The 23,302-nt window shown below is 70.9% G+C and carries 21 protein-coding genes; 10 read left to right on the top strand and 11 right to left on the bottom strand.

Annotated features, from left to right (window positions below):
• Nucleotides 1–210: 210 nt before the first annotated feature.
• Together AB0N03_RS00720 and AB0N03_RS00715 are read right to left on the bottom strand one after the other, a co-directional pair.
• Nucleotides 211–975: a class I SAM-dependent methyltransferase gene (locus tag AB0N03_RS00720; protein ID WP_364363185.1), complete on the bottom strand. Its 765-nt coding sequence runs from the start codon at nt 973–975 to the stop codon at nt 211–213.
• On the bottom strand, nt 975–1,892 hold the full coding sequence (locus tag AB0N03_RS00715) for a PAC2 family protein (RefSeq protein WP_364363182.1): 918 nt from the start codon (nt 1,890–1,892) through the stop codon (nt 975–977). The genes AB0N03_RS00720 and AB0N03_RS00715 overlap by 1 nt, the downstream gene beginning before the upstream one ends.
• 232 nt (nt 1,893–2,124) lie before the next feature.
• Between AB0N03_RS00715 and AB0N03_RS00710 the strand changes: the two genes are divergently transcribed.
• From AB0N03_RS00710 to AB0N03_RS00680, 7 genes are all read left to right on the top strand, one after another.
• Nucleotides 2,125–2,637: a PH domain-containing protein gene (locus AB0N03_RS00710; protein WP_364363179.1), complete on the top strand. Its 513-nt coding sequence runs from the start codon at nt 2,125–2,127 to the stop codon at nt 2,635–2,637.
• Nucleotides 2,634–4,193 (top strand): PH domain-containing protein, encoded by a 1,560-nt coding sequence (locus AB0N03_RS00705; protein ID WP_364363176.1) that lies wholly within the window; start codon nt 2,634–2,636, stop codon nt 4,191–4,193. Before AB0N03_RS00710 ends, AB0N03_RS00705 begins: the two co-directional genes overlap by 4 nt.
• A gap of 79 nt (nt 4,194–4,272) precedes the next feature.
• Nucleotides 4,273–4,968 (top strand): family 16 glycoside hydrolase, encoded by a 696-nt coding sequence (locus AB0N03_RS00700; RefSeq protein ID WP_364363173.1) that lies wholly within the window; start codon nt 4,273–4,275, stop codon nt 4,966–4,968.
• Nucleotides 4,969–5,078: 110 nt separating this feature from the next.
• On the top strand, nt 5,079–5,873 hold the full coding sequence (locus AB0N03_RS00695; RefSeq protein ID WP_364364226.1) for a helix-turn-helix domain-containing protein: 795 nt from the start codon (nt 5,079–5,081) through the stop codon (nt 5,871–5,873).
• A gap of 31 nt (nt 5,874–5,904) precedes the next feature.
• On the top strand, nt 5,905–6,408 hold the full coding sequence (locus AB0N03_RS00690; protein WP_364363170.1) for a GNAT family N-acetyltransferase: 504 nt from the start codon (nt 5,905–5,907) through the stop codon (nt 6,406–6,408).
• 121 nt (nt 6,409–6,529) lie between these two features.
• Complete coding sequence (locus tag AB0N03_RS00685; RefSeq protein ID WP_364363167.1) at nt 6,530–6,727, top strand: hypothetical protein; 198 nt, start codon at nt 6,530–6,532, stop codon at nt 6,725–6,727.
• Complete coding sequence (locus AB0N03_RS00680; protein WP_364364224.1) at nt 6,727–7,143, top strand: VOC family protein; 417 nt, start codon at nt 6,727–6,729, stop codon at nt 7,141–7,143. The genes AB0N03_RS00685 and AB0N03_RS00680 overlap by 1 nt, the downstream gene beginning before the upstream one ends.
• A gap of 288 nt (nt 7,144–7,431) precedes the next feature.
• Here the strand turns inward: AB0N03_RS00680 and AB0N03_RS00675 are convergent, their stop codons facing one another.
• Both AB0N03_RS00675 and AB0N03_RS00670 read right to left on the bottom strand, forming a co-directional pair.
• The gene (locus AB0N03_RS00675; protein ID WP_364363164.1) at nt 7,432–8,700 is read right to left on the bottom strand and encodes an aspartate aminotransferase family protein; all 1,269 of its coding nucleotides are present in this window, start codon (nt 8,698–8,700) and stop codon (nt 7,432–7,434) included.
• Between the two features lie 92 nt (nt 8,701–8,792).
• A complete protein-coding gene (locus AB0N03_RS00670) occupies nt 8,793–9,989 on the bottom strand; it encodes a CoA transferase (protein ID WP_364363161.1) in 1,197 nt (398 codons plus the stop codon).
• Nucleotides 9,990–10,124: 135 nt separating this feature from the next.
• Here AB0N03_RS00670 and AB0N03_RS00665 point away from each other — a divergent pair, with 135 nt between their 5' ends.
• Nucleotides 10,125–12,077, top strand: coding sequence for an NPCBM/NEW2 domain-containing protein (locus AB0N03_RS00665; protein WP_364363158.1), 1,953 nt, complete (start codon nt 10,125–10,127; stop codon nt 12,075–12,077).
• A 66-nt stretch (nt 12,078–12,143) separates the two neighbouring features.
• Nucleotides 12,144–12,419, top strand: coding sequence for a hypothetical protein (locus AB0N03_RS00660; RefSeq protein WP_364363155.1), 276 nt, complete (start codon nt 12,144–12,146; stop codon nt 12,417–12,419).
• 25 nt (nt 12,420–12,444) lie between these two features.
• On the opposite strand, the gene AB0N03_RS00655 is transcribed toward AB0N03_RS00660, so the two are convergent.
• The 7 genes from AB0N03_RS00655 to AB0N03_RS00625 all read right to left on the bottom strand — a co-directional run bounded on the left by AB0N03_RS00655 (nt 12,445) and on the right by AB0N03_RS00625 (nt 21,763).
• Nucleotides 12,445–13,422: a helix-turn-helix domain-containing protein gene (locus AB0N03_RS00655; RefSeq protein WP_364363152.1), complete on the bottom strand. Its 978-nt coding sequence runs from the start codon at nt 13,420–13,422 to the stop codon at nt 12,445–12,447.
• Nucleotides 13,423–13,711: 289 nt separating this feature from the next.
• Complete coding sequence (locus tag AB0N03_RS00650; protein ID WP_364363149.1) at nt 13,712–14,398, bottom strand: GntR family transcriptional regulator; 687 nt, start codon at nt 14,396–14,398, stop codon at nt 13,712–13,714.
• A 4-nt stretch (nt 14,399–14,402) separates the two neighbouring features.
• Complete coding sequence (locus AB0N03_RS00645; protein ID WP_364363146.1) at nt 14,403–15,188, bottom strand: SDR family oxidoreductase; 786 nt, start codon at nt 15,186–15,188, stop codon at nt 14,403–14,405.
• Nucleotides 15,189–15,190: 2 nt separating this feature from the next.
• Nucleotides 15,191–16,891, bottom strand: a complete 1,701-nt coding sequence (locus tag AB0N03_RS00640; RefSeq protein WP_364363144.1) for a hydantoinase B/oxoprolinase family protein — start codon at nt 16,889–16,891, stop codon at nt 15,191–15,193.
• Nucleotides 16,888–18,921, bottom strand: coding sequence for a hydantoinase/oxoprolinase family protein (locus tag AB0N03_RS00635; RefSeq protein WP_364363141.1), 2,034 nt, complete (start codon nt 18,919–18,921; stop codon nt 16,888–16,890). Before AB0N03_RS00635 ends, AB0N03_RS00640 begins: the two co-directional genes overlap by 4 nt.
• Complete coding sequence (locus AB0N03_RS00630; protein ID WP_364363138.1) at nt 18,918–20,540, bottom strand: thiamine pyrophosphate-binding protein; 1,623 nt, start codon at nt 20,538–20,540, stop codon at nt 18,918–18,920. Before AB0N03_RS00630 ends, AB0N03_RS00635 begins: the two co-directional genes overlap by 4 nt.
• A gap of 44 nt (nt 20,541–20,584) precedes the next feature.
• Nucleotides 20,585–21,763: an FAD-binding oxidoreductase gene (locus AB0N03_RS00625; RefSeq protein WP_364363135.1), complete on the bottom strand. Its 1,179-nt coding sequence runs from the start codon at nt 21,761–21,763 to the stop codon at nt 20,585–20,587.
• A gap of 80 nt (nt 21,764–21,843) precedes the next feature.
• On the opposite strand from AB0N03_RS00625, the gene AB0N03_RS00620 reads away from it, so the two are divergent.
• A complete protein-coding gene (locus tag AB0N03_RS00620) occupies nt 21,844–23,208 on the top strand; it encodes a wax ester/triacylglycerol synthase family O-acyltransferase (protein ID WP_364363133.1) in 1,365 nt (454 codons plus the stop codon).
• Nucleotides 23,209–23,302 lie beyond the last annotated feature (94 nt).

Raw genomic sequence — 23,302 nt, 5'->3', positions numbered from 1 at the left:
TGTGCGGATCGCTCTATCCGCACCGGAAACCAGGAGAAGACAATGGCTCAATGCGGTCTTTGCAAAGGAACCAAGAAGTGCCTGTCATGCGCCGGTACGGGTAAAATGCAAGGTGGAAAGTGTCCATCGTGCAACGGGACGAAGAAGTGCAACAGCTGCTTCGGCACCGGCAAGGAGTAGCTGCTGCGCGTGAGCGGTCGAGCTCGACCGCTAAGAACCGCCGAGGGAGTCGCCGAGGTCGCTGCCCGCCACCATGAGCCGGAACCCCGCGTCCCACTCCGTCCGGCCCAGCAGCTCCGCGTGCTCCTCGTGCCAGCGGCCCGACTCCAGATCGGCGCGCAGCCGGGCCATTCCCCGCTCGACCGCCGCGGACGACGTCTGCGCGAGCGCCGAGCACGACTGCCGCACCGCCGGGTCCAGGTACGCCTCCGGCCGGCGCCAGTACGCCGGGAAGACGCCGTCCGTGAAGTCCCACGGCACCGGCAGCTCGACGACCGAAGCCGCGCCCAGGAAATCCGCGATCTCCGGCGCCGACGGACGGGAAGACTCCAGCGAAGCGATCTCCGGCACGTACTCCCGCACGAGCCAGAAGTCGTTGTGCAGCGCGGTGTCGTAGGCCAAGACGACCTGACGCCGCGCGACCCGGCGCAGTTCGGCGACACCCGCGCGCCAGTCCCGCCAGTGGTGCACGGTCAACACCGCCGACGCGGCGTCGAACGCGCCGTCGGCGAACGGCAGCGCCTCGGCGACCGCGCGCACCACCGGGGCGGCGTCGGGACGCCGTTGCCGGATCATCTCCGCCGACGGCTCGACCGCGACGACGTGCCGGTCCGGTGGCTCGTACGACCCCGTCCCGGAACCGACGTCGAGCACGGAACCCGCGTCACCGAGTGCGTCGAGCACCGGCGTCAGCCAGCGCGGGTCGGTGCGCCTCCCCAGCGCGTAGCCGACGCCGATCTCGTCGTAGCGCGTCATCAGCGCTCCGGGCCGTCGCCGCCGTTCTGCTCGGCCAGGAACCGCTCGAACTGGGACCCGAGTTCCTCCGCGGTCGGCATGTGCTCGACCGACTCCGCGAGCAGCGAACCCCGCTCCGACGCCTCGATGAACGTGTCGTACTGCCGCTCCAGCGCGCGGACGACCTCGGCGACCTCGTCGGACTCCGCGACCTGGCGGTTGATCTCGGCGTCGGCGAGGTCCGCCGCCGCGCGCAGCTCGCCCTCGGCCAGGCTCAGCCCGGTCGAGCGGCCCAGCGCGTCGAGCACGACCAGCGACGAGGCCGGGTACGTCGACTGCGCCAGGTAGTGCGGCACGTGCGCGGCGAACCCGACGGCGTCGTGGCCCCACTCGCCGAGCCGGTACTCCAGCAGCGCGGCCAGGCTGCCCGGCACCTGCAGCCGGTTCGGCAGCGGCTGGTGCTCGCCGACCAGGTCCTTGCGGGTCGCGTGCGCGGTGACGCCGAGCGGGCGGGTGTGCGGCGCGCCCATCGGGATGCCGTGGAACCCGGCGGTGAGCCGGACGCCCCAGCGTTCGATCAGGTTCCGGACCGCGCGGCAGAACCGCTCCCAGTCGTGGTCGGGCTCCGGGCCGGACAGCAGCAGGAACGGCGTGTCGTCGGCGTCGTGCAGCAGGTGGACGACCAGCTCCGGCGCGTCGTAGTCCTCCCAGTGGTCTACGGCGTAAGTCATCGTCGGGCGGCGCGAGCGGTAGTCGATGAGCCGGTCGACGTCGAAGCGCGCGACCACCCGGTGCTCACCGCCGAGCAGGTGCTCGGCCAGCAGACGGCCCGCCGAACCGGCGTCCATGAACCCTTCGAAGTGGTGCATCAGCACCGCTCCGGTCAGGTCGGGGACGTCCGAGTCCACCTCGTACAGGTCGTCGGGATCGAGTCCCACCGGGTCCTCCTGCTCACCTTTTCTTGGGGGTCCGGGTGGCGGAGCCCCCGGCCCGGGGCGGAGCCCCGGTTGTCACAGCCACGTGAATCCTTCAAGCACAACACACCCCGGCGGCCAATCCATTCCTCCGACGGTGTGGCCGATCGTAACGGCATGCGATCGAAGACGGACCGAATCGCCATCGTGACACTTGTCGTGGGCACGCAAGGCGCCGATCGGGCACGCTTGACCTGTGAGCGAACACAGCACGAACACAGCGGCGTTGCGGCTCCGGCCGCCCGCGCACCAGGTCAGCCGCCGGGCCATCGGCTACTGGACGGCGACCGCCGCGATCCTCTGGATCGTGCTGCTCGGGGTGCAGATCGCCATCGTCGTGACCAGCGACGACGCGCCGGCGTTCCTCGACGTCACGCTGGTGATCTCGTGCGTGCTCGCCCCGCTGCACCTCATCGTGATGCCGCAGTGGCGCTACCGCGTGCACCGCTGGGAGGTCACCGGCGAGGCCGTCTACACGCAGGCCGGCTGGCTGAAGCAGGAGTGGCGGATCGCCCCGGTGTCGCGGATCCAGACCGTCGACATCGAGCGCGACCCCTTCGAGCAGCTCTTCGGGCTGGCGAAGATCACCGTGACGACGGCGTCCGCGGCCGGCCCGCTGCGCATCGCGGGCCTGACGCACGTCCGCGCGCTGGAGCTGGCCGACGAGCTCACGAAGACCACGCAGCCGGTCCGGGGCGACGCGACATGACCCCCGCCGACGCCCTCTCCCCGGCCGCCGAAGCCGCCGTGACGCCGCCCGCCGAAGGCACGCCGGAGGCGCCGTGGCACCGCCTCGACCGGCGCATGCTGCTCATCCGGCCGGTGCTGGACCTGGTGCGGTCGCTGCCGGTGCTGCTGGGCGCGCTGCTCGTCGGCCACGGCGAGCCGTGGCAGTGGATCGGGCTCGTCTTCACCGCGATCGCCGTGTTCACCGGCGTCTCGCACGTGCTGACCTCGCGCTACCGGATCACCGAGACGCAGGTGGAATGGCACACCGGGCTGCTGCTGCGCAAGCAGCGGGCCATCCCCCGCGACCGGATCCGCACGGTCGACGTCACCTCCGAGCCGAAGCACCGCCTGTTCTCGCTGGCCGCGGCGCGGATCGGCACCGGGCGGCATTCGCACGGCAAGGGCCCGGGCAAGGACGAGCTCGTCCTCGACGCCGTCACGATCGCCGAAGCGCAGCGGCTGCGGACACTGCTCTTACACCGTAAGGCCGTGGCCTCCTCCGAAGAGGCCGCCGCGCCGCCGGAGCAGCTGGTGGCCGCCGTCGACAAGAAGTGGCTGCGGTACGCGCCGTTCACGCTGTCCGGGCTGGCGGTGGTCGGCGCCGCCGTCGGCACCGTCTACCACTTCGCGCACGAACTGCACTTCGACCCGATCCAGTTCTCGCTGGTCCAGACGGTCGTCGGGCACTTCGCCGACACCCCGACGTGGGTGAGCCTGGTGCTGGCCGCCGCCGGGCTGCTGGTGCTCGTCTCGCTGCTGTCGATCGGCGGGTACGTGCTGTCGTTCTGGAACTTCCGGCTCACCCGCGAACCCGCCGGCACGCTGCACATCCGCCGCGGCCTGATCACGACGCGCTCGGTGTCGATCGAGGAGGACCGCCTGCGGGGCGTGGAAATCCGCGAGCCGCTGCCGCTGCGGCTGGCCGGGGGCGCCCGCTGCGTCGCCATCGCCGGCGGCCTGCGCGAAGGCAAGGGCGCGGACAAGGGCGGCGGCCTGCTGCTGCCGCCGGCGCCCCTCGCGAAAGCGCACGAGGTCGTCGCGGAGGTCCTCGGCGAAGACCCGTCGGCGACACCGCTGACGCGCCACCCGCGCCGGGCGTTGTACCGGCGGCTCTCCCGGGCCGTCTTCGGTGTCCTGCTGCTCGCCGCGGCGCTGTACGCCCTGGCGCGGCTCGCCGACTGGCCGGACTGGCCGTGGCAGGTCGCGCTCGTGCTGCTGCCGTTCGCCGCACTGGTCGGCTGGGACCGCTACCGCGGCCTCGGGCACGCCTTCACCGGCCGCTACCTGGTGACGCGTTCGGGTTCGCTCGACCGCGGCACCGCGGCGGTCCGCTGCGACGGCATGACCGGCGTCGTCGTCGAACGCTCGTACTTCCAGCGCCGGGCCGGGCTGGTCACGGTGATCGCACCGGTCGCCGCGGGCAAGGGCCACTACCGCGTGCTCGACATCGGCGAGGCCGACGGGCTCGCGCTCGCGGACCAGGCGGTTCCCGGTCTGCTGACGCCGTTCTTGACCGATCAGCGGGACCGCGGTTGACGCCTCACCCGCGCCGCTCGTAGCGTGAAATCCGCCGTCCGAACGCAATGCCCATCGCATTCGTCGAGAGGACGGCAGGATGTTCCGGAAGCTCTTTGGCGTGCTGGCCGCGGGGATCGTCGTGGCCTCGGGGTTCGCCCCCGCCGCGCAGGCGGCGGACAACCCTTACGGTGACCCGAATCTGGTGCCGATGTTCGACGGCACCGGGTTGAGCGCCTGGACGTCGTCGAAAGCCGGCCTGTGGTCGGCGAAGAACGGCGTCATCCACGGCAATGGCACCGCGCGCGGCTGGTTGTACTACAACAAAACTCAGGTCGGCACGTTTCGGTGGATATTCAATGTCCGGCAGGTGAAGGGCAACCACAAACCGACCGCGCTGATCTGGGGCACGACCGACCCGATCCGCGACGCGCTGAGCGCCATCCAGTTCCAGCCGCCGAACGGCGGTCACTGGGACTACCGGCCCGGCCACAACGACGGCGGCGGCAAACTGTTCACCCAGCTGCCGCACACCACCATCGACATCAAGAAGTGGGCCCAGTGCGAGCTGATCGGGGACGCGGCCACCGGCGTGGCCCGGATGGCCTGCTGCCCGCTCACCGGGACGGCCGTGACGTGCCCGGGCGTCGAAGTGCTGCGGTTCACCGACAAGACCGCCGGGCGCGTCGGCCCGCTCGCACTGCAGGTGCACAACTCCGGGATCCAGGACGAGTACCGCGGCCTCTACGTCGAGTCACCGGTGGTGACGAAACCCGGCGAGTTCCTCACGCTCTGACCCGCGATTATTGCGCGATGGCGGAATGCTGGCCTTCGTTTAACACTACGTGCTAATTTATTCACCCCGCGTGATAGCGAAGGTCGTTTTTGTCCCACCGAGAGGTCATGATGACGCCTGCCGTCAGTGCCGCCAGTGCCGTTGACGGTTCCGCCACCACCGCCCCGCGCCGCACCCCCGGCGCCAGCAGTTCCCGGAAGGTCCTGCAGCTGCTCCTCGCCTTTTCCGAGAGCCGCTGGGAGGCCAGCGTCGCCGAGCTCGCCGCGACGATCGGCACCCCGGTCGCGACGACCTACCGCTACGTGGCGCTGCTCAAGGAGCTGCAGCTGCTCGAGGAGGGCCGGGCCGGGCACTACCACCTCACCAGCCAGGTGATGCCGCTCGCGCGTGCCGCGCAGCTGGCGAACGACCTCGTGCGGCTGGCGAAGCCGTCGATGGAGGAAGCCGCGCGGGAACTCGGCGAGACGGTGATGCTCTTCCAGCAGTTCGGCGACGCCGCCGTGTGCGCGGACCGCGTCGAGTGCGACCGCGCCATGCGGTTCACGTTCGAGCCGGGGCATTCGCTGCCGCTCGGCCTCGGCGCGTCGGGGAAGATGCTGCTCGCGCTGCTGCCGGAGATCGAGCGCGACCGGCGGCTGGCGCCGATCGTCGAGCAGCGGGGCGCGATCGTGCGCGACGAGCTCAAGCACGCGCTGGAGAACCGGTTTTCGGTCAGCTCCGGGGAAATCGACGAAGGTGTCTGGGCGTGTTCGGTGCCGGTGCCCACCTACGGACGGCGGCCGACCGTGCTGAGCCTGGCCGGACCGGCCGCGCGGATCACCGACGAGGCCCGGCGCACCGCGATCACCGCCCTGCAGGGGTACGCGACCCGCATCCAGCGGACGATTTCGTCTTATTCGCTGTGAAAATCCCGGTCGGGCGCGTACGAATGCGTTCGTGATCCGGCTCGCGCGTCCCGGCGACCTGCCCGCGTTGATCGACATCGAACGCGAGGCGGGCGACCTCTTCCGCGCCCTCGACATGGCCGCGATCGCCGACGACGACCCGGGTTCGGTGGCGGAACTGGCGGTGTACCAGTCCGCCGGCCGCGCGTGGGTGAGCGTGGACGACGGCGACCGGCCGGTGGCGTACCTCATCGCCGAGGTCGTCGACGGCGACGCGCACGTCGAGCAGGTCTCGGTGCGGCCCTCGCACGCGCGACGCGGGCTCGGCGGCGCGCTGATCGAGACGCTCGCCGAGTGGGCGGCTTCTCGCGGGTTGCCGGCGCTGACGCTCACGACGTTCACCGCCGTGCCGTGGAACGCGCCCTACTACGAGCGGCTGGGATTCCGGGTCCTGGCGGACGCGGAAACCGGCGACGGGCTGCGGGCGATCCGCCGCGCGGAGGCGGCCCGCGGCCTGGACGCCTGGCCGCGCGTGGCGATGGTCCGACCGCTCTGACCTGGCGTTCTCACCTGCGCGGGGGATCCACTGGCGCACCCGGTCGAACATGTGTTCTACTGTGCTCGCCGGCCTCGGAGGGGGAAGCTCCTGGGCCGGCCCACAGACTTCGGAGGTTGTCATGGCGGTCAAGATCACCCACCTGACGAACGGCCAGCAGGTGCGGTTCGCCAACGCCGACGGCGCTCGCCGCTACGCCGAGATCATGGGCGGCGGCGTCGACAAGTGGCGCTTCACGGTCGTGCCCGAGGACTCGATGCTCCGGAAAATGTCGGACTCGGTCGTTAACGTGCCCGTATGGCGCATGACTTCCAGGTAGTGGTGGACACGGCCGACCCGCACGTGCTCGCCGGCTGGTGGGCCGAGACCCTCGGCTGGCCCGTGGAACCGACCGACGAGGACTTCATCCGCGAGATGATCGCGAAGGGGTACGCGAAGGAGGAGGAAACCCGGACGTACCAGGGGGCGCTGGTGTGGCGCACCGGGGCGGCGATCCGTCACCCGGACTCCCCACCGGAGGGTCCACCGAAACGGATCCTGTTCCAGGAAGTCCCGGAACCGAAGACGGTGAAGAACCGCCTCCACATCGACGTGTGGGTCGGCGCGGACAACGTCGAGGCCGCGCTGGAGAAGCTTCAGTCCCGCGGAGCGAAGTTCCTGTGGCGCGGGCGGCAAGGGCCACACAGCTGGGTGACGATGGCGGACCCGGAGGGCAACGAGTTCTGCATCTCGTGAGGGCGGCCGGCTCGGCTCAGCGACGAGTTCCGGGTCCAGTCACGCGAGTTCCGGCCCCGATCACGCGAGTCCCGGCTCCGGTCACGCGAATCGTCGGGCGCTCGAACGTCATGAACGACTCTTTCCTGCCGTCGGAGGACAGGAAAGAGTCGTTCATGACGTCGGCGTGGGACCAGCCGCCGGCCAGGCGACCCACCGGAACGTCGCGAATGACTCATTCGCGACCTCCGAAGCCCCGAATGAGTCATTCGCGACGTTGGCGTGAGCCGGCCGACGCGCGCCCGGACCTCAGCTCTGCGCCGCCAGCCGGTCCAAGGCCTTCGGCAGCGCCGTGGCCAGCAAGTCCAGCTCCGTCTCCCCCGCGATCAGCGGCGGCGACACCGCGACACCCCGCCCGAGGTTCCGCACGATCACACCCTCGTCCCGGCACGCGCGCTGCAGCTTGACCGGTGCGCCCGGGTCGGCGTCCATGACCTCCGCCGTCAGCTCGACCGCCGCGAGGAAGCCCAGGCCCGCCCGGACTTCCGCGACCAGCGAGTGGTCGAGGACCCCGGACACCGCGTCGGCCAGGGGTTTCTCCAGCTCGCGGCCGCGGGGGATCAACCCGTCGCGCTCGTAGATGTCCAGGGTCGCCAAGCCGGCCGCGCAGGCCACCGGGTGACCCGCGTACGTCGCGCCGTGGCGGAAGATCGGGGCGCCCGGCGCTCCCGTGAAGAACGGCTCCGCCACCCGCGGGGCCACCACCAGCGCGCCCAGCGGGATCGTGCCGCCGGTGATGCCCTTCGCCGTCGTGATCATGTCCGGCTGCACCGCCCAGCGGTCGATGCCGAACCACGTCCCGAGCCGGCCCCACGCCGCGATCACGCAGTCCGCGACGAACAGCACGTCGTGGCGGCGGCAGATCGCGGCCACCTCCTCGAGGTAGCCGTCCGGCGGGAGCAGCACGCCGCCCGCGCCGATCACCGGCTCGCAGAAGAACGCCGCGACCCGGGACGCGCCCACGCGGGAAATCTCGGCCTCCAGCGCCGGAGCGCTGTCGAACGGGACGTGCGAGAATTCCGGGGGCTGCGGCCCGACGCCGGCCGCGTTGGCCGGGATGCCGCCGACGGCCGTGCCGAAGCCGTGCGTGCCGTGATACCCCTGCGCGCGGCCGATGACGTGCGTCTTTTCCGGCCGCCCGGTCTGCGCGAAGTACGCCCGCGCGAGCTTCACGGCGGTGTCGATGACGTCTCCGCCGCCCGAGCCGAAGAAGACCTTCGACCCCGGCGTCGGCGCCAGCGCGGCGACGCGGTCGGCCAGCTCGATCGCCGGCTCGTTCGCGTTGTAGCCGAACAGGTTGTACGAGTCGAGCGTCCGAAGCTGCTTGGTGACGGCCTCGGTGATCTCGGGGCGCCCGTGCCCGAAGTTCGCGTACCAGAGCGACGCGGTGGCATCGAAGTACCGGCGGCCGGCGTCGTCCCAGACGTAAGAGCCCTCACCGCGGGTGATGACCATCCGGTCGTGCTCGACCGCCCCCATGTCGGCGAACGGGTGCCAAAGGGCGTGCTGTGCTGACATCGGTCCTCCTCAGTCCTCCCCCATCCCTACCAGGGCGGAGCCGCGAGCGCGAACACTCCAAGGTGCACACTTCGCGGCACCGGACTGGCCGATCAGTCCAAGAACTCCGCGATCTCCTCCGCCGAATACCCCAGCTCCGCCAGCACCTCCGAAGTGTGCTGCCCCAAGGTCGGCGGCGCCGAAGTCGGCCGCGCCGGAGTGTCCGACGCCTTCACCGGGAACCCCGTTCCCAGATACGTCCCCACCGTCGGATGAGGCAACCGGACGACCTGGTCGCGCGCCGCTGTCCACGGATCCGCGTACACGTCGTCGATCTCGTTGATCGGAGCCGCCGGGATCCCTGCCGCGTCGAAGGACTTCATCCAGTCCGCCGCCGTGCGCGTCCGCAACACCGGCTCCACAAGCGCATTCAGCTCGCCACGGTGAGCGGCCCGAAGAGCGTTCGACGAAAACCGCGAGTCCGAAGCGAGATCCAAACCGAGCGCCCCACAGAACGCGTGCCACAGCTTTTCGCTGCCCACCGCGATGATCAGCCACCCGTCCGAAACGTGGTACGCCTGGTACGGGACGATGCTCGGGTGCGCCGACCCCATCCGGCGCGGGCGTGGCGCGTCGTAAAACACAGCGCCCGCCGCGTACACGTGCCACGCCAGCTGACTGTCCAAAAGGGACACGTCGAGGTACTGGCCGCGCCCGGTCGTGTGCCGCGCCTGCAACGCCATCAGCACCGCGATGATCGCCCACGTCCCCGCGTTCAGGTCCGCCACCGGCAGCCCGACCTTGGCCGGCGCGCCGTCGGGCTCGCCGGTCAGCGACATCACGCCGCCGAGGGCTTGGGCCACCAGGTCGTAGCCCGCGCGGTCGCGGTACGGCCCGGTCTGCCCGAACCCGGTGATCGACACGTGGATCAGCCGCGGGTTCAGCTCCGCCAACTCCGCATACCCGAGCCCCCACTTCTCCAGCGTCCCCGGGCGGAAGTTCTCGACGAGCACGTCCGCGTCGACTACCAGACGTCGGAGGGCTTCGCGGCCACGGTCACTCTTGAGGTCGAGCACGATCCCGCGCTTGTTCCGGTTCGCCGCGAGGTAGTACACGGCTTCGTCGCTCTCGCCGACGAACGGCGGCCCCCAGCCGCGGGTGTCGTCGCCGTGACCGGGCGGCTCGACCTTCACCACGTCCGCCCCCAACTCACCGAGGTACTGCGTGCAGTACGGGCCGGCGAGGATGCGGGACAGGTCGACGACCTTGATCCCGTCCAGCGGGCGGAAACCGTCGTGGTCAGCAGGCATCGAAGTCACGGCCCTTTCTCTCCCACGGCCCGGATTTCCGCAAGGTGTTCCTCCTAACGGCCGTAGACATCCGACCTCTCCATGGTGTTTGTTGTTGAGTGAGTTTGTGCAGAGTTGCGCACTCCTGGAGGGATCATGCGTCTTCTTGTCGGGCTCGCGGCCGCCGTCGTGGCCGCCGCGGTCGCTTCTCCCCCACCCGCTCAAGCCACTGAAACAGCTCCACAGCTCGGCCAACGCCCGCCCATGGGCTGGAACAGCTGGAACAAGTTCCACTGCGACATCAACGAAGAGCTCATCCGCGAGACGGCGGACGCGATGGTCAGCTCGGGCCTGCAAGCCGCGGGCTACCAGTACGTCAACATCGACGACTGCTGGGCCGAACAGAACCGCACCGCCGACGGCAAGCTCGAGGCCAATCACGCGCGCTTCCCCAGCGGCATCAAGGCGCTGGCCGACTACGTCCACGACCGCGGGCTCAAGCTCGGCATCTACACCAGCGCCGGCACGCTGACCTGCCAGAAGAGCATGCCCGGCGGCCTCGACCACGAAGACGTCGACGCCCAGACGTTCGCCGACTGGGGTGTCGACTACCTCAAGTACGACAACTGCAACAACCAGAGCCGCCCGGCGATCGAGCGCTACACGAAGATGGGCGAAGCGATCAAGAAGACCGGCCGCCCGATCCTCTACGCGCTCTGCGAATGGGGCGAGAACCAGCCGTGGCTCTGGGGCAAGGACGCCGGCGCGCAGCTCTGGCGCACCACCGGCGACATCAGCGACAGCTGGAGCAGCATGACCGGGATCCTCGACAAGCAGGTCCCGCTGGCCGGGTACTCGGGTCCCGGTGGCTGGAACGACCCGGACATGCTGGAGGTCGGCAACGGCAAGATGACGACCACCGAGTACCAGGCGCACTTCGCGTTGTGGGCCTTGATGAACGCGCCGCTGCTCGCCGGCAACGACCTGCGTTCGATGTCCGGCACCACGAAACAGATCCTGGAGAACAAGGACATCGTCGCGCTCGACCAGGACTGGGCGGGCAAGCAGGGCTACCGGCTGCGCGACGACGGCGACACCGAGGTCTGGACCAAGCCGATGTCGGACGGCTCGGCGGCGGTCGTGCTCTTCAACCGCGGCCTGACCGCGGCGCCGATGTCCGCCACCACGGCCGAACTCGGCCTCGGCAAGGCCCGCGACTACCGCGTCCGCGACCTGTGGTCCGGCGCCGAAACCGAGTCCACCGGCACGCTCCGGGCGTCGGTGCCGAGCCACGGCGCCGCCGTTTTCCGGGTCTGGCCCGCGAAGTTCCCGAACGCGGCCCCGCTGTCGACGCTCACCGTGCAGACGCCCGACTTCGCCGACGTCGCCAAGCCATTCACCGCGACACTCGAACTGATCAACGACGGCAGCACCCCGCTCGTCGCCGCGCAGGTGAAGCTGACCGCGCCGGCCGGCTGGAAGCTCGACAGCCGCGGCGATGCCCTCGTCCCGGCAGTGGCGCCCGGACGGTCCTGGCGGAAAACCTGGACTGTCCGGCCGGACAACCCGGTCGGCGACCGCGTGGCCCTGGCCGCGACGGCGAACTACTGGACGGCCTGGGGTAAGCGCTCTCTGACGGCCGAGGGCGGCGCGCCGATCGTGTCCCGACCGGCGAACGGCGTGACACCGCTGTCGAAGGCGACGTGGCTCTCCGCGGAGAACGGTTACGGCCCGGTCGAACGCGGCACGAGCAACGGCGAGTCCAAAGCCGGTGACGGGCACCGGATCACCATCGGCGGCGTGACCTACGACGACGGCCTCGGCGTGCACGCGCCGTCCCGCGTCCGGTTCTACCTCGGCGGCGGCTGCACGGCGTTCGGCGCGTCGGTCGGTCACGACGACGAGAAGGCCAAGGGCAGCGTCGCGTTCCAGGTCCTCGGCGACGGCAAGGAGCTCGCCAAGACCGGGGTCATGACGGCGGGCCTGCCCGCGCAGCAGCTCGCGGCGAACCTGGCCGGCGTCCAGGTGCTCGACCTCGTCGTCACCGACGGCGGGGACACCACCGACTCCGACCACGCCGACTGGGCGGACGCCGCGATCACCTGCTGAGAGCGGGCAAATCACCCACCCCGCGCCGCCCCCGGCCACTCGTCCGGGGGCGGCGTTTTTTCCTTTGTGCCGGTTTACCCTGGGGATCTTGTCCGCGACCCCGCCGATGGGGATCTCGTAGTCGCGCGGCTGGAGCCGACCTGCCCCGGGCTCATCGCGTACGCGCACGCCAACGGGCTGAAGTCCGGGCTGCGCAGCGGCACCGGCGCGCTGATCTTCGGCAGCTCGATGCCCGGCTCGCGCGACCACGAAGAACTCGACGCGCAAACGTTCGCGTCTCGGGGTGTCGACTACCTGGAGTACGACACGTGCGGGGTGAGAACGACGCTGCCGCGCGGGTGAAGAAGATGAGCGAGCTGCTGACGGCTCAGGCGCCTTCCAGCAGGACGACGGCCTGCGGGGTCCGCCGGTACAGCACGTAACGGCCGTCCCTGACCTTGCTGACGAGGCCGGCCCGGTGCAGGGCCGTGAGGTGGTAGGAGACGGTGCCCGCCGCGTACCCGGTCCGGGTGGCGAGCTCCGCCGTCGACCGTGCGGTTTCGAGGTCCGTCAGCAGCGCCGCGCGGGCGGCCCCGACCACCGGCGCGATCCGGCCCGGCTCGGGGCCCCCGCCCGTGCCGATGCCGTGCGCCGGGTAGCAGAGCACGACCTGGCCGGGCACGTCGACCTGGATGCTGGTGCCGGGCCAGCTGAGCACGCCGGGCGCGAGGACCAGCTCGCGGCCGGCGACGTCGACCTCGCCGTCGAACGGCATGGCCAGGGTGATCGCGTCGCCCGCCCAGCCGATGGAGGGGTGGAGTGACCTGAGCACCGCTCCGACGCCGTGGCCGGCGATGGTCCGCGCGCGGTGGGTGATGTCCCGGTCGAGGACGGCCTGCAGACCGTCCCAGTGCTCGGCCAGGGCGTCACGCCAGAACCGGGCGAGCCCGTTGGCCAGGCGGCGCGGCATCGACCCCGACTCCGCGACGCGGCGGGCCTTGACCGGCAGCGGCCGGCTCCAGTGCGCCTGCGTGTGGGAGAGCACCTGCTCCTCGAGATCGTCCTGCGGCGTCGCCTCGATCCGCGCGATCTGCTCGTCGAGCAGGTCGCGGTGCCGGGTGGCCGTGCCGGGCTGCGGCGTGAGCAGGTCGGGTGTGTAGACCTCGCCGACGCGCGGCAGCAGGTCCAGGAGGAGGGCGACGTCCGGGTGGGTGAGCGACGCCCGGGCGAGCGGGCCGGGATCGCCGAACACGGGGTGGCGCGCGGAGCCGGCGGCGAGCTTCAGCCAGGCCAGGGACTCCGCCGTGAGTGACGGCGAAAACCGGGTCCTGGCCACTGTCTCCGCGTCGACGCGCAGCGTGAACACTCCGTCGACGGTAACAGCCGCCGCGGTGGATTTGAACCGGCTCGAATCCTTTCCGGTCGGCGCCTTCCGCGAGGTTGACTGGTGTCGTGTTCCGAGGACGTGCGATAACCCTGGTTGCCGTGCTCCTCGTTTCGGCACCGCCCGCGCCCGCGGCCGCGGCAGAGCCCGCCACGGCGGAGTACGCCGAGGTGTCCGTCGTCCGCACCGTCACCTGGCGCAGCTGGTCGGCCGGCCCCGACGGGACGTACCGGGCCACCACGTACCGCAGGCCGTACGTGTTCGAGGTCCCTTACGTCGTAAGGTCGCTGAGCGCGAGCAGCCGGGCTTCGGCGTCACGGAGGTAGCGGTCCAACGCGGCCTCGGCGACGCCGAACCGGCCGCACCGCAGGTCGCGCAGGATCTGCTCGTGGCACCCCAGGAACGGCTCGTAGAACTCGCGCGTGTTCTCGTTGAGGACGAAGAACAACCGCGTCTCGGCGAGCACCTGGCGCATCGTCGCGGAGATCCGCTCGCTGCCGGCGAGGTCGGCCAGCGCCTGGTGGAAGTGGATGCTGGCGGTGCCGACCGCCGGCCAGTCCTCGGCCGCGGCCGCCGTACGGCCGTCCCGCAGGGCCTGTTCCACCGGCACCAAGTCCACAGTGGACCGTTCGGCCGCCCGCCGCAGGGCACCGCATTCGGTGGCGCGGCGGACGACGTAGAGGTCTTCGATGTCCTCCGTGGTCAGTTCGCGCACGAACACGCCGCGGTTCAGCTCGTGCACCGCCAGCCGCTCGTGGGCCAGCAGCTGGAACGACTCGCGCAGGGTGTTGCGCGAGACGCCGAGCGCCGAGCTGATCACCGGCTCGGACAGCCGTTCACCGGGGGCGAAGACGCCGTCGGTGATGTACTGGCGCAGGATCGCGGCGACCCGCTCGGCGGTGCCACTGCGTTCGAGCTGGTGCCGCTCGCTCTCCAGCCCCGAGGCATCGACGGTCACGGCCCTACCTGACGCCGAGCTCGAAATCGAGGCTGTAGCGGTTGCCCGGCATCGCGCCGGCGGCCTTCGCGCCGTCGATCGGCAGCACGACGCCGTTGATGAACCGCGACTCGTCGCTCGCCAGGAACACCACGGCCTTCGCGACTTCCCACGCCTCGCCGACGCGCGCCGCGGGCGTGCTCGCGACCAGCTGGTGCTGCTTGGTCTCGAACTCCTCGGGCGAGTTGAGCGTGCTGCGCAGCATGTCGGTGTCGATCGCGCCGGGGTTCACCGTGTTCGCGCGGATGCCCTGGTGCGCGTGGGCGACGGCGATCGACTTCGTCAGCCCGACCAGCGCGTGCTTGGTGGCGTTGTACACCGGGTCGCCGGGGCGGCCCATCACGCCGCCGTTCGACGACGTCGTGATGATGCTGCCCGCCTTCTGCTCGATCATGTGCGGCAGCACGGCGCGGGTGCCGAGGAAGGCCGCCCGCACGTTGAGCGCGAAGATGTTGTCGAACTCGGCCAGCGTGGTGTCCGCGAGGGGCTTGCCGAGGTGGATGCCGACGTTGTTGACCAGCACGTCGATGCGGCCCGCTTCGGCGAGCACGCCGTCGACGAACGCCGCCACGGCGTCCTCGTCGGTGGCGTCCACTATGGAGTGCCGGTAGCCCTCGAGTTGTTCCGCGGGCTCGCGGATGTCGGAAGCGAACACCGTCGCGCCCTCGGCGAGGAACTCCTTCACCGTGGCGAGGCCGATGCCCCGCGCGCCGCCGAAGACGACCGCCACCTTGCCGGCCAACCGACCCATGATCACTTCCCCGCTCTCAGTCGTGCTGTCTGCTCTTCGTCCACCGCGTAGTCACCGGGCAGCCGGACGAGCGCGGCCGGATCACCGAGGTAGCGCACCTCGACGCCGTACACATCGCGCGCCGCCGCCACCGAGACGTACCCCTCGACGACATCGTCGAGCACTTTGGTCACGGGCCGTTCGAACGGCGGCCCGTAGCCCCCGCCGCCGGGCAGCGTGACGTCCACAACGGACTCACGCGTCAGCGTCACCCGGCTCTTCGCGGGCAGGTCTTCCCCTTCGTACAGCCCGAAACGGCCGACCGCGCCGGGCGTTCCGCCGTCCAATCCGGACGCCGCGGCGCGTACGCGGTCGACGTTCCCGTTGACGCTCCAAGACTCCTGGCCGCGCGCGGACATCGTCGTCACCTGGCCGAGGCCGCCGCGCCACCGCCCGGCACCGCCCGAGTCCACGCGCAGCTCCCGCGAGCGCTGGACGAGCGGCGCCATCGTCTCGATGACCTCGGTCGGCGTCGAGCGCAATCCGCTGGGGAACCCGGTGGTGGTCAAGCCGTCCTTGTCGACGCGCGCGCCCATACCGCCGGTCTGGAAGACATTGAGCATGAACGCGGAGCCGCGCCAGATGGTCATCCACAACGCGTCGGCGCTCGGCGCGATCGCGGCACCGGGCAGAGCGCCGATCAGCAGCGACGGCAGGAAGTGCCCGATCAGGTGCCGTGAGGCGACCGGAGCGGGCGGCAGGCAGTTCAGCACCGAACCTTCCGGCGCGGTGACGCGCACCGGCCGGAACGACCCGGCGTTGTGCGGCACCTCCGGCGAGATCGCCGCCTTGACCGCGAACGACGCGTACGCCCGCGTGTAGTTGAGGACGACGTTGATCCCGCGACGGCTCTGCGGCGACGACCCCGCGAAGTCGAGTTGGATCTCATCACCGTCCACAGTGGCCGTCACGCGCAGGACGATCTCTTCGTCGTCGAAACCGTCGGTGGTGATCTCGTTGGTGTAGACACCGTCCGGCAGCTCCCGCAGCGCGTCGCGCAGCGCTTTCTCGGAGCGGTTCATGATCTCGGCGGCGACGTCGTCGAGGGAGCCCAGCCCGAACTCCTCCAGCAGCTTCAGCAGGCTCGCCGCGCCGACCTCGTTGCCGGTGACCTGCGCGTACAGGTCGCCGATGGTCTCCTCCGGCGTCCGGACGTTCGCCCGGATCAGCCGTTCCAGGTCGGCGTTGACCTCGCCCGCCCGCAGGAACTTCAGGATCGGCAGGCGTAAGCCTTCCTCGAAGACTTCGTGAGCCTCCGCGGAAACGAGCCGGCCGCCGATGTCCGGCGCGTGGCAGCAGGACGCGAACCACGCGACCAGCCGGCCGCGCCGGAACACCGGCGTCGCGACGGTGATGTCGTTGATCTGCCCGGCGGTCTGCCACGGGTCGTTGGTGAGCAGCACGTCCCCGGGTTCGAGCGTCTCCGGCGGGTAGGCCGCGACGAAGTGGTGCATGCCGGTGGCCATCGCGTTGATGTGCCCCGGCGTGCCGCCGACGGACTGGCCGATCATCTCGCCGCGCGAGTCGAACACCGCGCAGGCCAGGTCGAGCGATTCGCGGACCACGGCGGAGAACGCCGTGTTGACCAGTGCGTTCTGCTGTTCGGCGAGGATGGAGTGCAGGCGGTTGCCGAAGAGTCCGACGAGGATGGGGTCGACGCTCACGCCGTCACCTCCAACGCCGCGTCACCTCGGACGACGCAGTGCGCACCGGGCGGGACGACCACAGTGGACTCGCGTTCCTCCACGATGGCCGGTCCGTCGACGCGCTCACCCGGCGTCAGGAGGTACCGGTCGAACACCGCCGTGTCGACAAATCCCCCCACCGACGGGAAGTACGCCTTGCGAGTCCCCTTGTGCGCGTCACCGGTCGTCGCAGTGGCAGCCAGGCGGAGTGTCACGTCCGGCTTGGGTCCGCTCGACACCACCCGCCAGTTCAGGACCTCGACGCCGACCTCGGGCCCGGTGCGCCGGTACAACGCGCGATAGGTGGCGGTGAACTCGTCGATCAGGGTTTCCGGCCAGCGGCCGCCGCGGACCGGGACGCGAATCTCGTAGCCCTGCCCGGCGTAGCGCATCTCGGCGATCCGCCGGTGCGTCACTTCGTCCACTCCGGACTTCGCGAGCAGCGCCGCGCCCTGGGCTTCCATCTCGGCGAACAGCGCGTCGACCTGCTCCCACGCCAGCTCGTGCACGGCCGCGCGGGCCGACCGGACGAAGTCGAACGCCAACGGCGCGGTGAGGAACCCGGCGGCGCTGAGCACACCGGCGGCGGGCGGCGCGACGACCGACGGCGCCCCGAGCGCGCGGGCGACACCGACGCCGTGCACCGGGCCCGCCCCGCCGAACGTGTACATCGGCAGCTTCGCCGGATCCTGGCCACGCTCGACGGCGTGCACGCGGGCGGCGTTCGCCATGTCCTCGTTGACGCTCGTGTGGATGCCCCACGCGGCCTCTTCGACGCTCACGCCGAGCGGCCCGGCGATCCCGGTCTCGATCACCGCGCGCGCGGCCGCCGCGTCGAGTTTCATGCCGCCGCCGAGGAAGTAGTCCGGGTCGAGGTAGCCGAGCACGAGGTCGGCGTCGGTCACCGTGGGCTCGGTGCCGCCGCGGCCGTAGCAGACCGGGCCGGGCTCGGACCCGGCCGAATCGGGCCCGACGGTGAGCAGCCCGAGCGCGTCGATCCGGGCGATCGAGCCACCGCCGACGCCGATCTCGATCAGGTCGGTGACCGGCACCTGCACCGGCAGCCCAGAGCCGGGCAGCAGCCGGTACTTGCGGTCGACTTCGAACTGGTGCGTGACGAGCGGCGCGCCGCCGGCGATCAGGCACAGCTTCGCCGTCGTGCCGCCCATGTCGAAGGCCAGCAGGTCGTCCGGGCCCAGTGTCGCCGCCGCCAGCGCGCCGCCGGCCGGGCCGGACTCGAGGATCCGGATCGGGTGCCGGGCCGCGGTGTCCACAGTGGCCAGTCCGCCGTTGGACAGCATGATGTGCGGCGTCCCGGCGATCCCGAGCCGCCGGAGCCGGCGTTCGAGGTCGCGCAGGTAGCGCTCGGTCAGGTCCTGGACGTAGACGTTCGCGACCGTGGTCGACGTCCGCTCGAACTCGCGGATCTCGGGGACGACGTCCGAGGACAGCGCGACCCGCAGCCCGGGCGCCACCTCGGCCAGGAGCTCGGCCGCGCGCCGTTCGTGCGCCGGGTTCGTGAAGGCGTGGAGGAAGCAGACGGCGACCGCTTCGACACCGCGGTCCACCAGCTCCCGCCCGAGCCTTACAACGTAAGTCTCGTCGAGTGGCGCAAGGACGGATCCGTCGGCGAGGATCCGCTCCGGGACGTCGAAGCGCAGGTGCCGCGGCACCAGCGGCGCGGGCAGCTCGATGTGCAGGTCGTACAGCTCGTACCGGTGCTCGCGGCGCATCTCCAGGACGTCGCGGAAGCCGGTGGTCGCGAGCAACGCCGTGCGCGATCCCTTGCGTTCGATGAGCGCGTTCGTCACCAACGTCGTCCCGTGCACGACCTGCTCGACGTCCTCCGCGTCGATACCGGCGTCCGCGAGCAGCGCGGCCAAGCCTTCTTCGACCGCGCGCGCCGGCTCGTCGTGGGTGGTCAGCACCTTGCCGACGGCCGCGATCCCGGTGCCGTCCACCGCGCAGAGGTCGGTGAACGTGCCCCCGATGTCGACGCCGATCCTCATGTGCGGTACCACCGCGGCGAAGTGTTCAGCGGCGGCTTCAGCTTGGCCTTCACGACCAGGACGTTCGGCTCGTCCGACTCGACGAACTCGCCGAGCAGCCGCCGGAACGCCCGCCCGAACCCGGAGACGCGGTCCGCGTGCACGCCGAAGGACCGGGCGAGGCCGACGAAGTCCGGGCTGTCCCAGTCGACTCCGCGGCGCGGGAGGCCTTCGCGCTCTTGGTCGTAGCGCAGCATGCCGTAACCGCCGTCGTCGACCAGGACCACCGTGACCGGCAGCTGCTCCTGCGCCAGCGTCGCGAGATCGCCGCAGGCGTAGAGGAACCCGCCGTCGCCGGTGATGCAGATGGCGCGCCCGACCCCCGCCGCGGCGGCGCCGAGCGACGCCGGGAAGCCGTAGCCGAGGGTGCCCCAGCCCATCGGGTAGGCGAGCTTGCGCGGCGCCCGCACCCGGTGGAAGCCGCCGACCCAGTAACCGGCGACGCACATGTCGGACACCAGCACCGCGTCCGACGGCAGCACCTCGTCCAAAGTGGACAGGAAGTCGTAGGCCTGCGGCTCTTCGTCGCGGATCCGCTGACGCACCCGGCGGCCGATGCCGGCCAGCCGCAGCGTGATGTCGTTCAGCCCCGGCCGCTCCTTCGGCAGCAGCCGCTCGACGATCGCGCGCGCGTCGCCGACCAGCGTCAGGTCGGGCTCGTAGTTCTTGGCGGCGTCGTCGGCGTCGACGTTGATCGCGACCAGCTTTCGCGGCTTCGGCATCCGCCAGTTCTGCGTCATCAACCCGTCGAAGTCGGTGCCGATGGCGAGCACGACGTCGGCCTCGTCCCACAGCTCGCCGACCTCCGGCGTGTGCACCGGGTTCGGCGCGAGGCACGGGTGGTCGAGCGGGAGCAGGCCGCGGGCGCCGAACGTGGTGATGACCGGCGCGGCGATCTTCTCGGCGAGCGCGCCGATCGCGTCCCCCGCCCCGGACCGCAGCGCGCCGCCGCCGGCCCAGATCAGGGGGTGCTCCGCGTCGGACAGCATCGCTTCGGCCCGCGCGAGGTCGGGCACGTCGCCGTCGGGCTTGCGGTGCGGCGCGGGCGGGCGCCGGTGCGGCACGGTCTCGCGCAGGTAGTCGGTCGGGACGCCGAGGTAGACCGGGCCGCTCTGCGGCTGCAGCGCGAGCCGGGACGCGCGGTGCACGGTGGTGCCGATCTGGTCCGCGGCCCGCACGGTGAAGCCGCCCTTGGTCACCGGCGCGAACATCGCCTGCTGGTCGGACGTCTCGTGCAGCACCCCGCGGACGACGCCCGGGCGCCGCAGCGTCGAGGGGATGTCGGTGGCGATGACCAGCACCGGAGCCGCGGACGCCATGGCTTCGCCGACCGCGCCGAGGGTGTTCGCCGCACCCGGCCCGGTGGTGACGAGGGCGACGCCGAGCTTGCCGGTCGCGCGCGCGTACCCGTCGGCCGCGTACCCCGCGGTCTGTTCGTGGCGGACCCCGACGAGCTTGATGCGGGTCTCGGCGAGCGCCTCCCACAACGGCAGGTTGTGCACCCCCGGGAGGCCGAAAACGATCTCCGTCCCCAGCCCTTCGAGCGCGTCCACCAACTCCCGAGCACCACTCACAGCCACGACGCGGATACTGCCAGATCGTTGAACGATCTGGCAATCAACCCCTAGACGATGTTGTGCTCCGCCGGTGCGGTACCGGCGCTCGCGAAGCGCCGGACGTCGAGCTCCGCGATGTCCACGGCCGGCTCTTGTGCGAGGTAGAGGTCCCGGACCAGCTCGCCGGTCGCCGGGGCCATCTGGAACCCGTGCCCGGAGAAGCCGGTCGCGTAGAAGAACCGCGACAGCAGGACGCTTTCCCCCACGATCTGGTTGCGGTCGGGCGTCACTTCGTACAACCCGGCCCAGGCCGCGCGGATCCCGGCGTCGAGCACGGCGGGGATCCGGCGGCCGGCCAGCTCGGCCAGCCGCGGGAGCCACTCGCCCGCTTCGTAGTGCGTGCCGAAGCCCGGAAAGCCGTCGTCCTCGGAGAACGACATGGCGAGCCCAGGACCCTCGCGGTGGAAGTAGAACGCCGACGGCAGCTCGATGGTCAGCGGCACCGCGGCCGGGAGCCCGGGCACCGGGCCGGTGAACACGACCTGACGCCGGAACGGGCGCACCGGGAGATCGAGGCCGGCCAGCTCGCCGATCCGGCCGGACCACGCGCCCGCCGCGCACACGACCGCGCCGGTCCGCACGAACCCCGCGGTCGTGTTAACGCCGGTTAACGCGTCCCCGTCGCGCTCGATGCCGAGGACCTCGACACCGGTACGCACCTTCGCGCCGCACGCGCGGGCTGCCTTCGCGTAACCCCGGACGACCGCGTCCGGCGTCGCCTTCGCGTCGTCCGGCGACCACAGCGCGGCGATGATCCCGTCCGTCTCGAGCAGCGGCAGGACTTCCTTCGCTTCTGCGGGATCCAGTAGGTGACTCCTTACGCCGTAAGCCCGCTGCAGCTCCGCGCACTGTCCGATTGCAGTCACCTCCGCGGGATCGGTGAGCAGGTACAGGTAGCCGTCGCGGCGGAAGTCGATCTCGATCCCGAACTGCTCCGGGAAAGCGCTGTACGCGGCGAGCCCGCGCAGTCCCAGCTCGACGTTCACGCGGCTGGTGAACGACGACCGGATGCCGCCCGCGGCCTTCGCCGTCGAGCCCTCGCCGAGCCCGCCGCGCTCCAGCAGCAGGACGTCGACGCCGGCTTCCGCCAAGCGGAACGCGCAGCTCACACCGATCACACCGCCGCCGATCACGACGCATTCGGCCATCTGTGGCACCGACGTTTCCCGTGCGCCGCGGACGGTCATACTCGCCAGAGTAGAACGTGATCCACCCGCGGTCGCCGAGCGCGTAGAGTCGGCGTGCCGAGTGCGGAAGGTGATGTCCCATGGCGATGATGCCCGTGACCGACTCGATGTTCCTCCTGGTCGAAACGCGCGAGCATCCGATGCACGTGGGCGGTCTGCAGCTGTTCAAGAAACCCGACGGAGCCGGGCCGGAGTACCTGCGCGACATCCGCCGTTCGCTGCTCGAATCGGACAACATGCGGTCGGTGTTCCAGCGCCGCCCGGCGCGGCCCGTCAACACGATGGGACACGTGGTCTGGAAGGCCGAGACGGATCTCGAGCTCGACTACCACTTCCGGCATTCGGCGCTGCCGCAGCCGGGCCGCATCCGCGAGTTGCTGGAGCTGACGTCCCGCTGGCACAGCACCCTGCTCGACCGGCACCGGCCGCTGTGGGAGACGCACCTCATCGAGGGGCTGGCCGACGGCCGGTTCGCCGTCTACACCAAGGTCCACCACGCGTTGATGGACGGCGTCTCGGCGCTGCGCCAGCTGCAGGGCACGCTGTCGGACGACCCGGCGGACATGGACTGCCCGCCGTGGTGGGGTTCCCGGCGCAAACCAGGCGAAAGCCGTGTCAAGAGCCCACGGTCGTTCCTGCAGGCCGCGGGCAAGACCGCCAACCAGCTCGCGGGGCTGGCGCCGGCCGCGATCAAGGTGGCGCGCGAGGCGTTCAGCGAGCACACGGTGACCCTGCCGGGACAGGCGCCGCGGACGATGTTCAACGTGCCGATCGGCGGCGCGCGGCGATTCGCGGCGCAGTCGTGGTCGCTCGACCGCGTGCGGAAGGTCGCCACCGCGGGTGGGGTGTCGCGCAACGACGTCGTGCTCGCGATGTGCTCGGGCGCGCTGCGGGACTACCTCATCGAGCAGCGCGCGCTGCCGGACGCGCCGCTGGTCGCGATGGTGCCGGTGTCGCTGCGCCGCCAGAACGACCCGGGTGAGGCAGCGGGCAACAACATCGGCGCCCTGCTGTGCAACCTCGCCACCGACCTGCCGGACGCGGGCAAGCGGCTCGTCACGATCCACCAGTCGATGCGCAACGGCAAGCGGCTGTTCTCGGAGCTGACGCCGTTGCAGACGCTGTTGTTGTCCGCGGTCAACGTCGCGCAGCTCGGTGTCTCGCCGATCCCGGGCATCGTCAACAACACGCGGCCGCCGTTCAACCTGGTGATCTCGAACGTGCCGGGGCCGCGCCGGCAGATGTACTGGAACGGCGCGCAGCTCGACGGCATCTACCCCGCGTCGGTGCTGCTCGACGGCCAGGCCGTGAACATCACGCTGACCAGCAACGGCGACAACCTCGACTTCGGCGTCACCGGCTGCCGCCGCAGCGTGCCGCACCTGCAGCGGATCCTGACACACCTCGACACGGCCTTGGTGGAACTCGAAGCTGCGGTAAGGTAGCCCGCTCACCGACAACCCCGCTCCCCCATCGGAAGGAAACTTTCCGAACTCACGGGTGAAACTCTGGTCAGCCGGCTCTTCCCGCTCCTAGGGT

The organism is Amycolatopsis sp. NPDC051061 (assembly GCF_040682935.1).
Lineage (GTDB): Bacteria > Actinomycetota > Actinomycetes > Mycobacteriales > Pseudonocardiaceae > Amycolatopsis.
The sequence above is the reverse complement of the archived record's forward strand: the minus strand, read 5'-3'. Positions and strand labels throughout refer to the sequence as shown.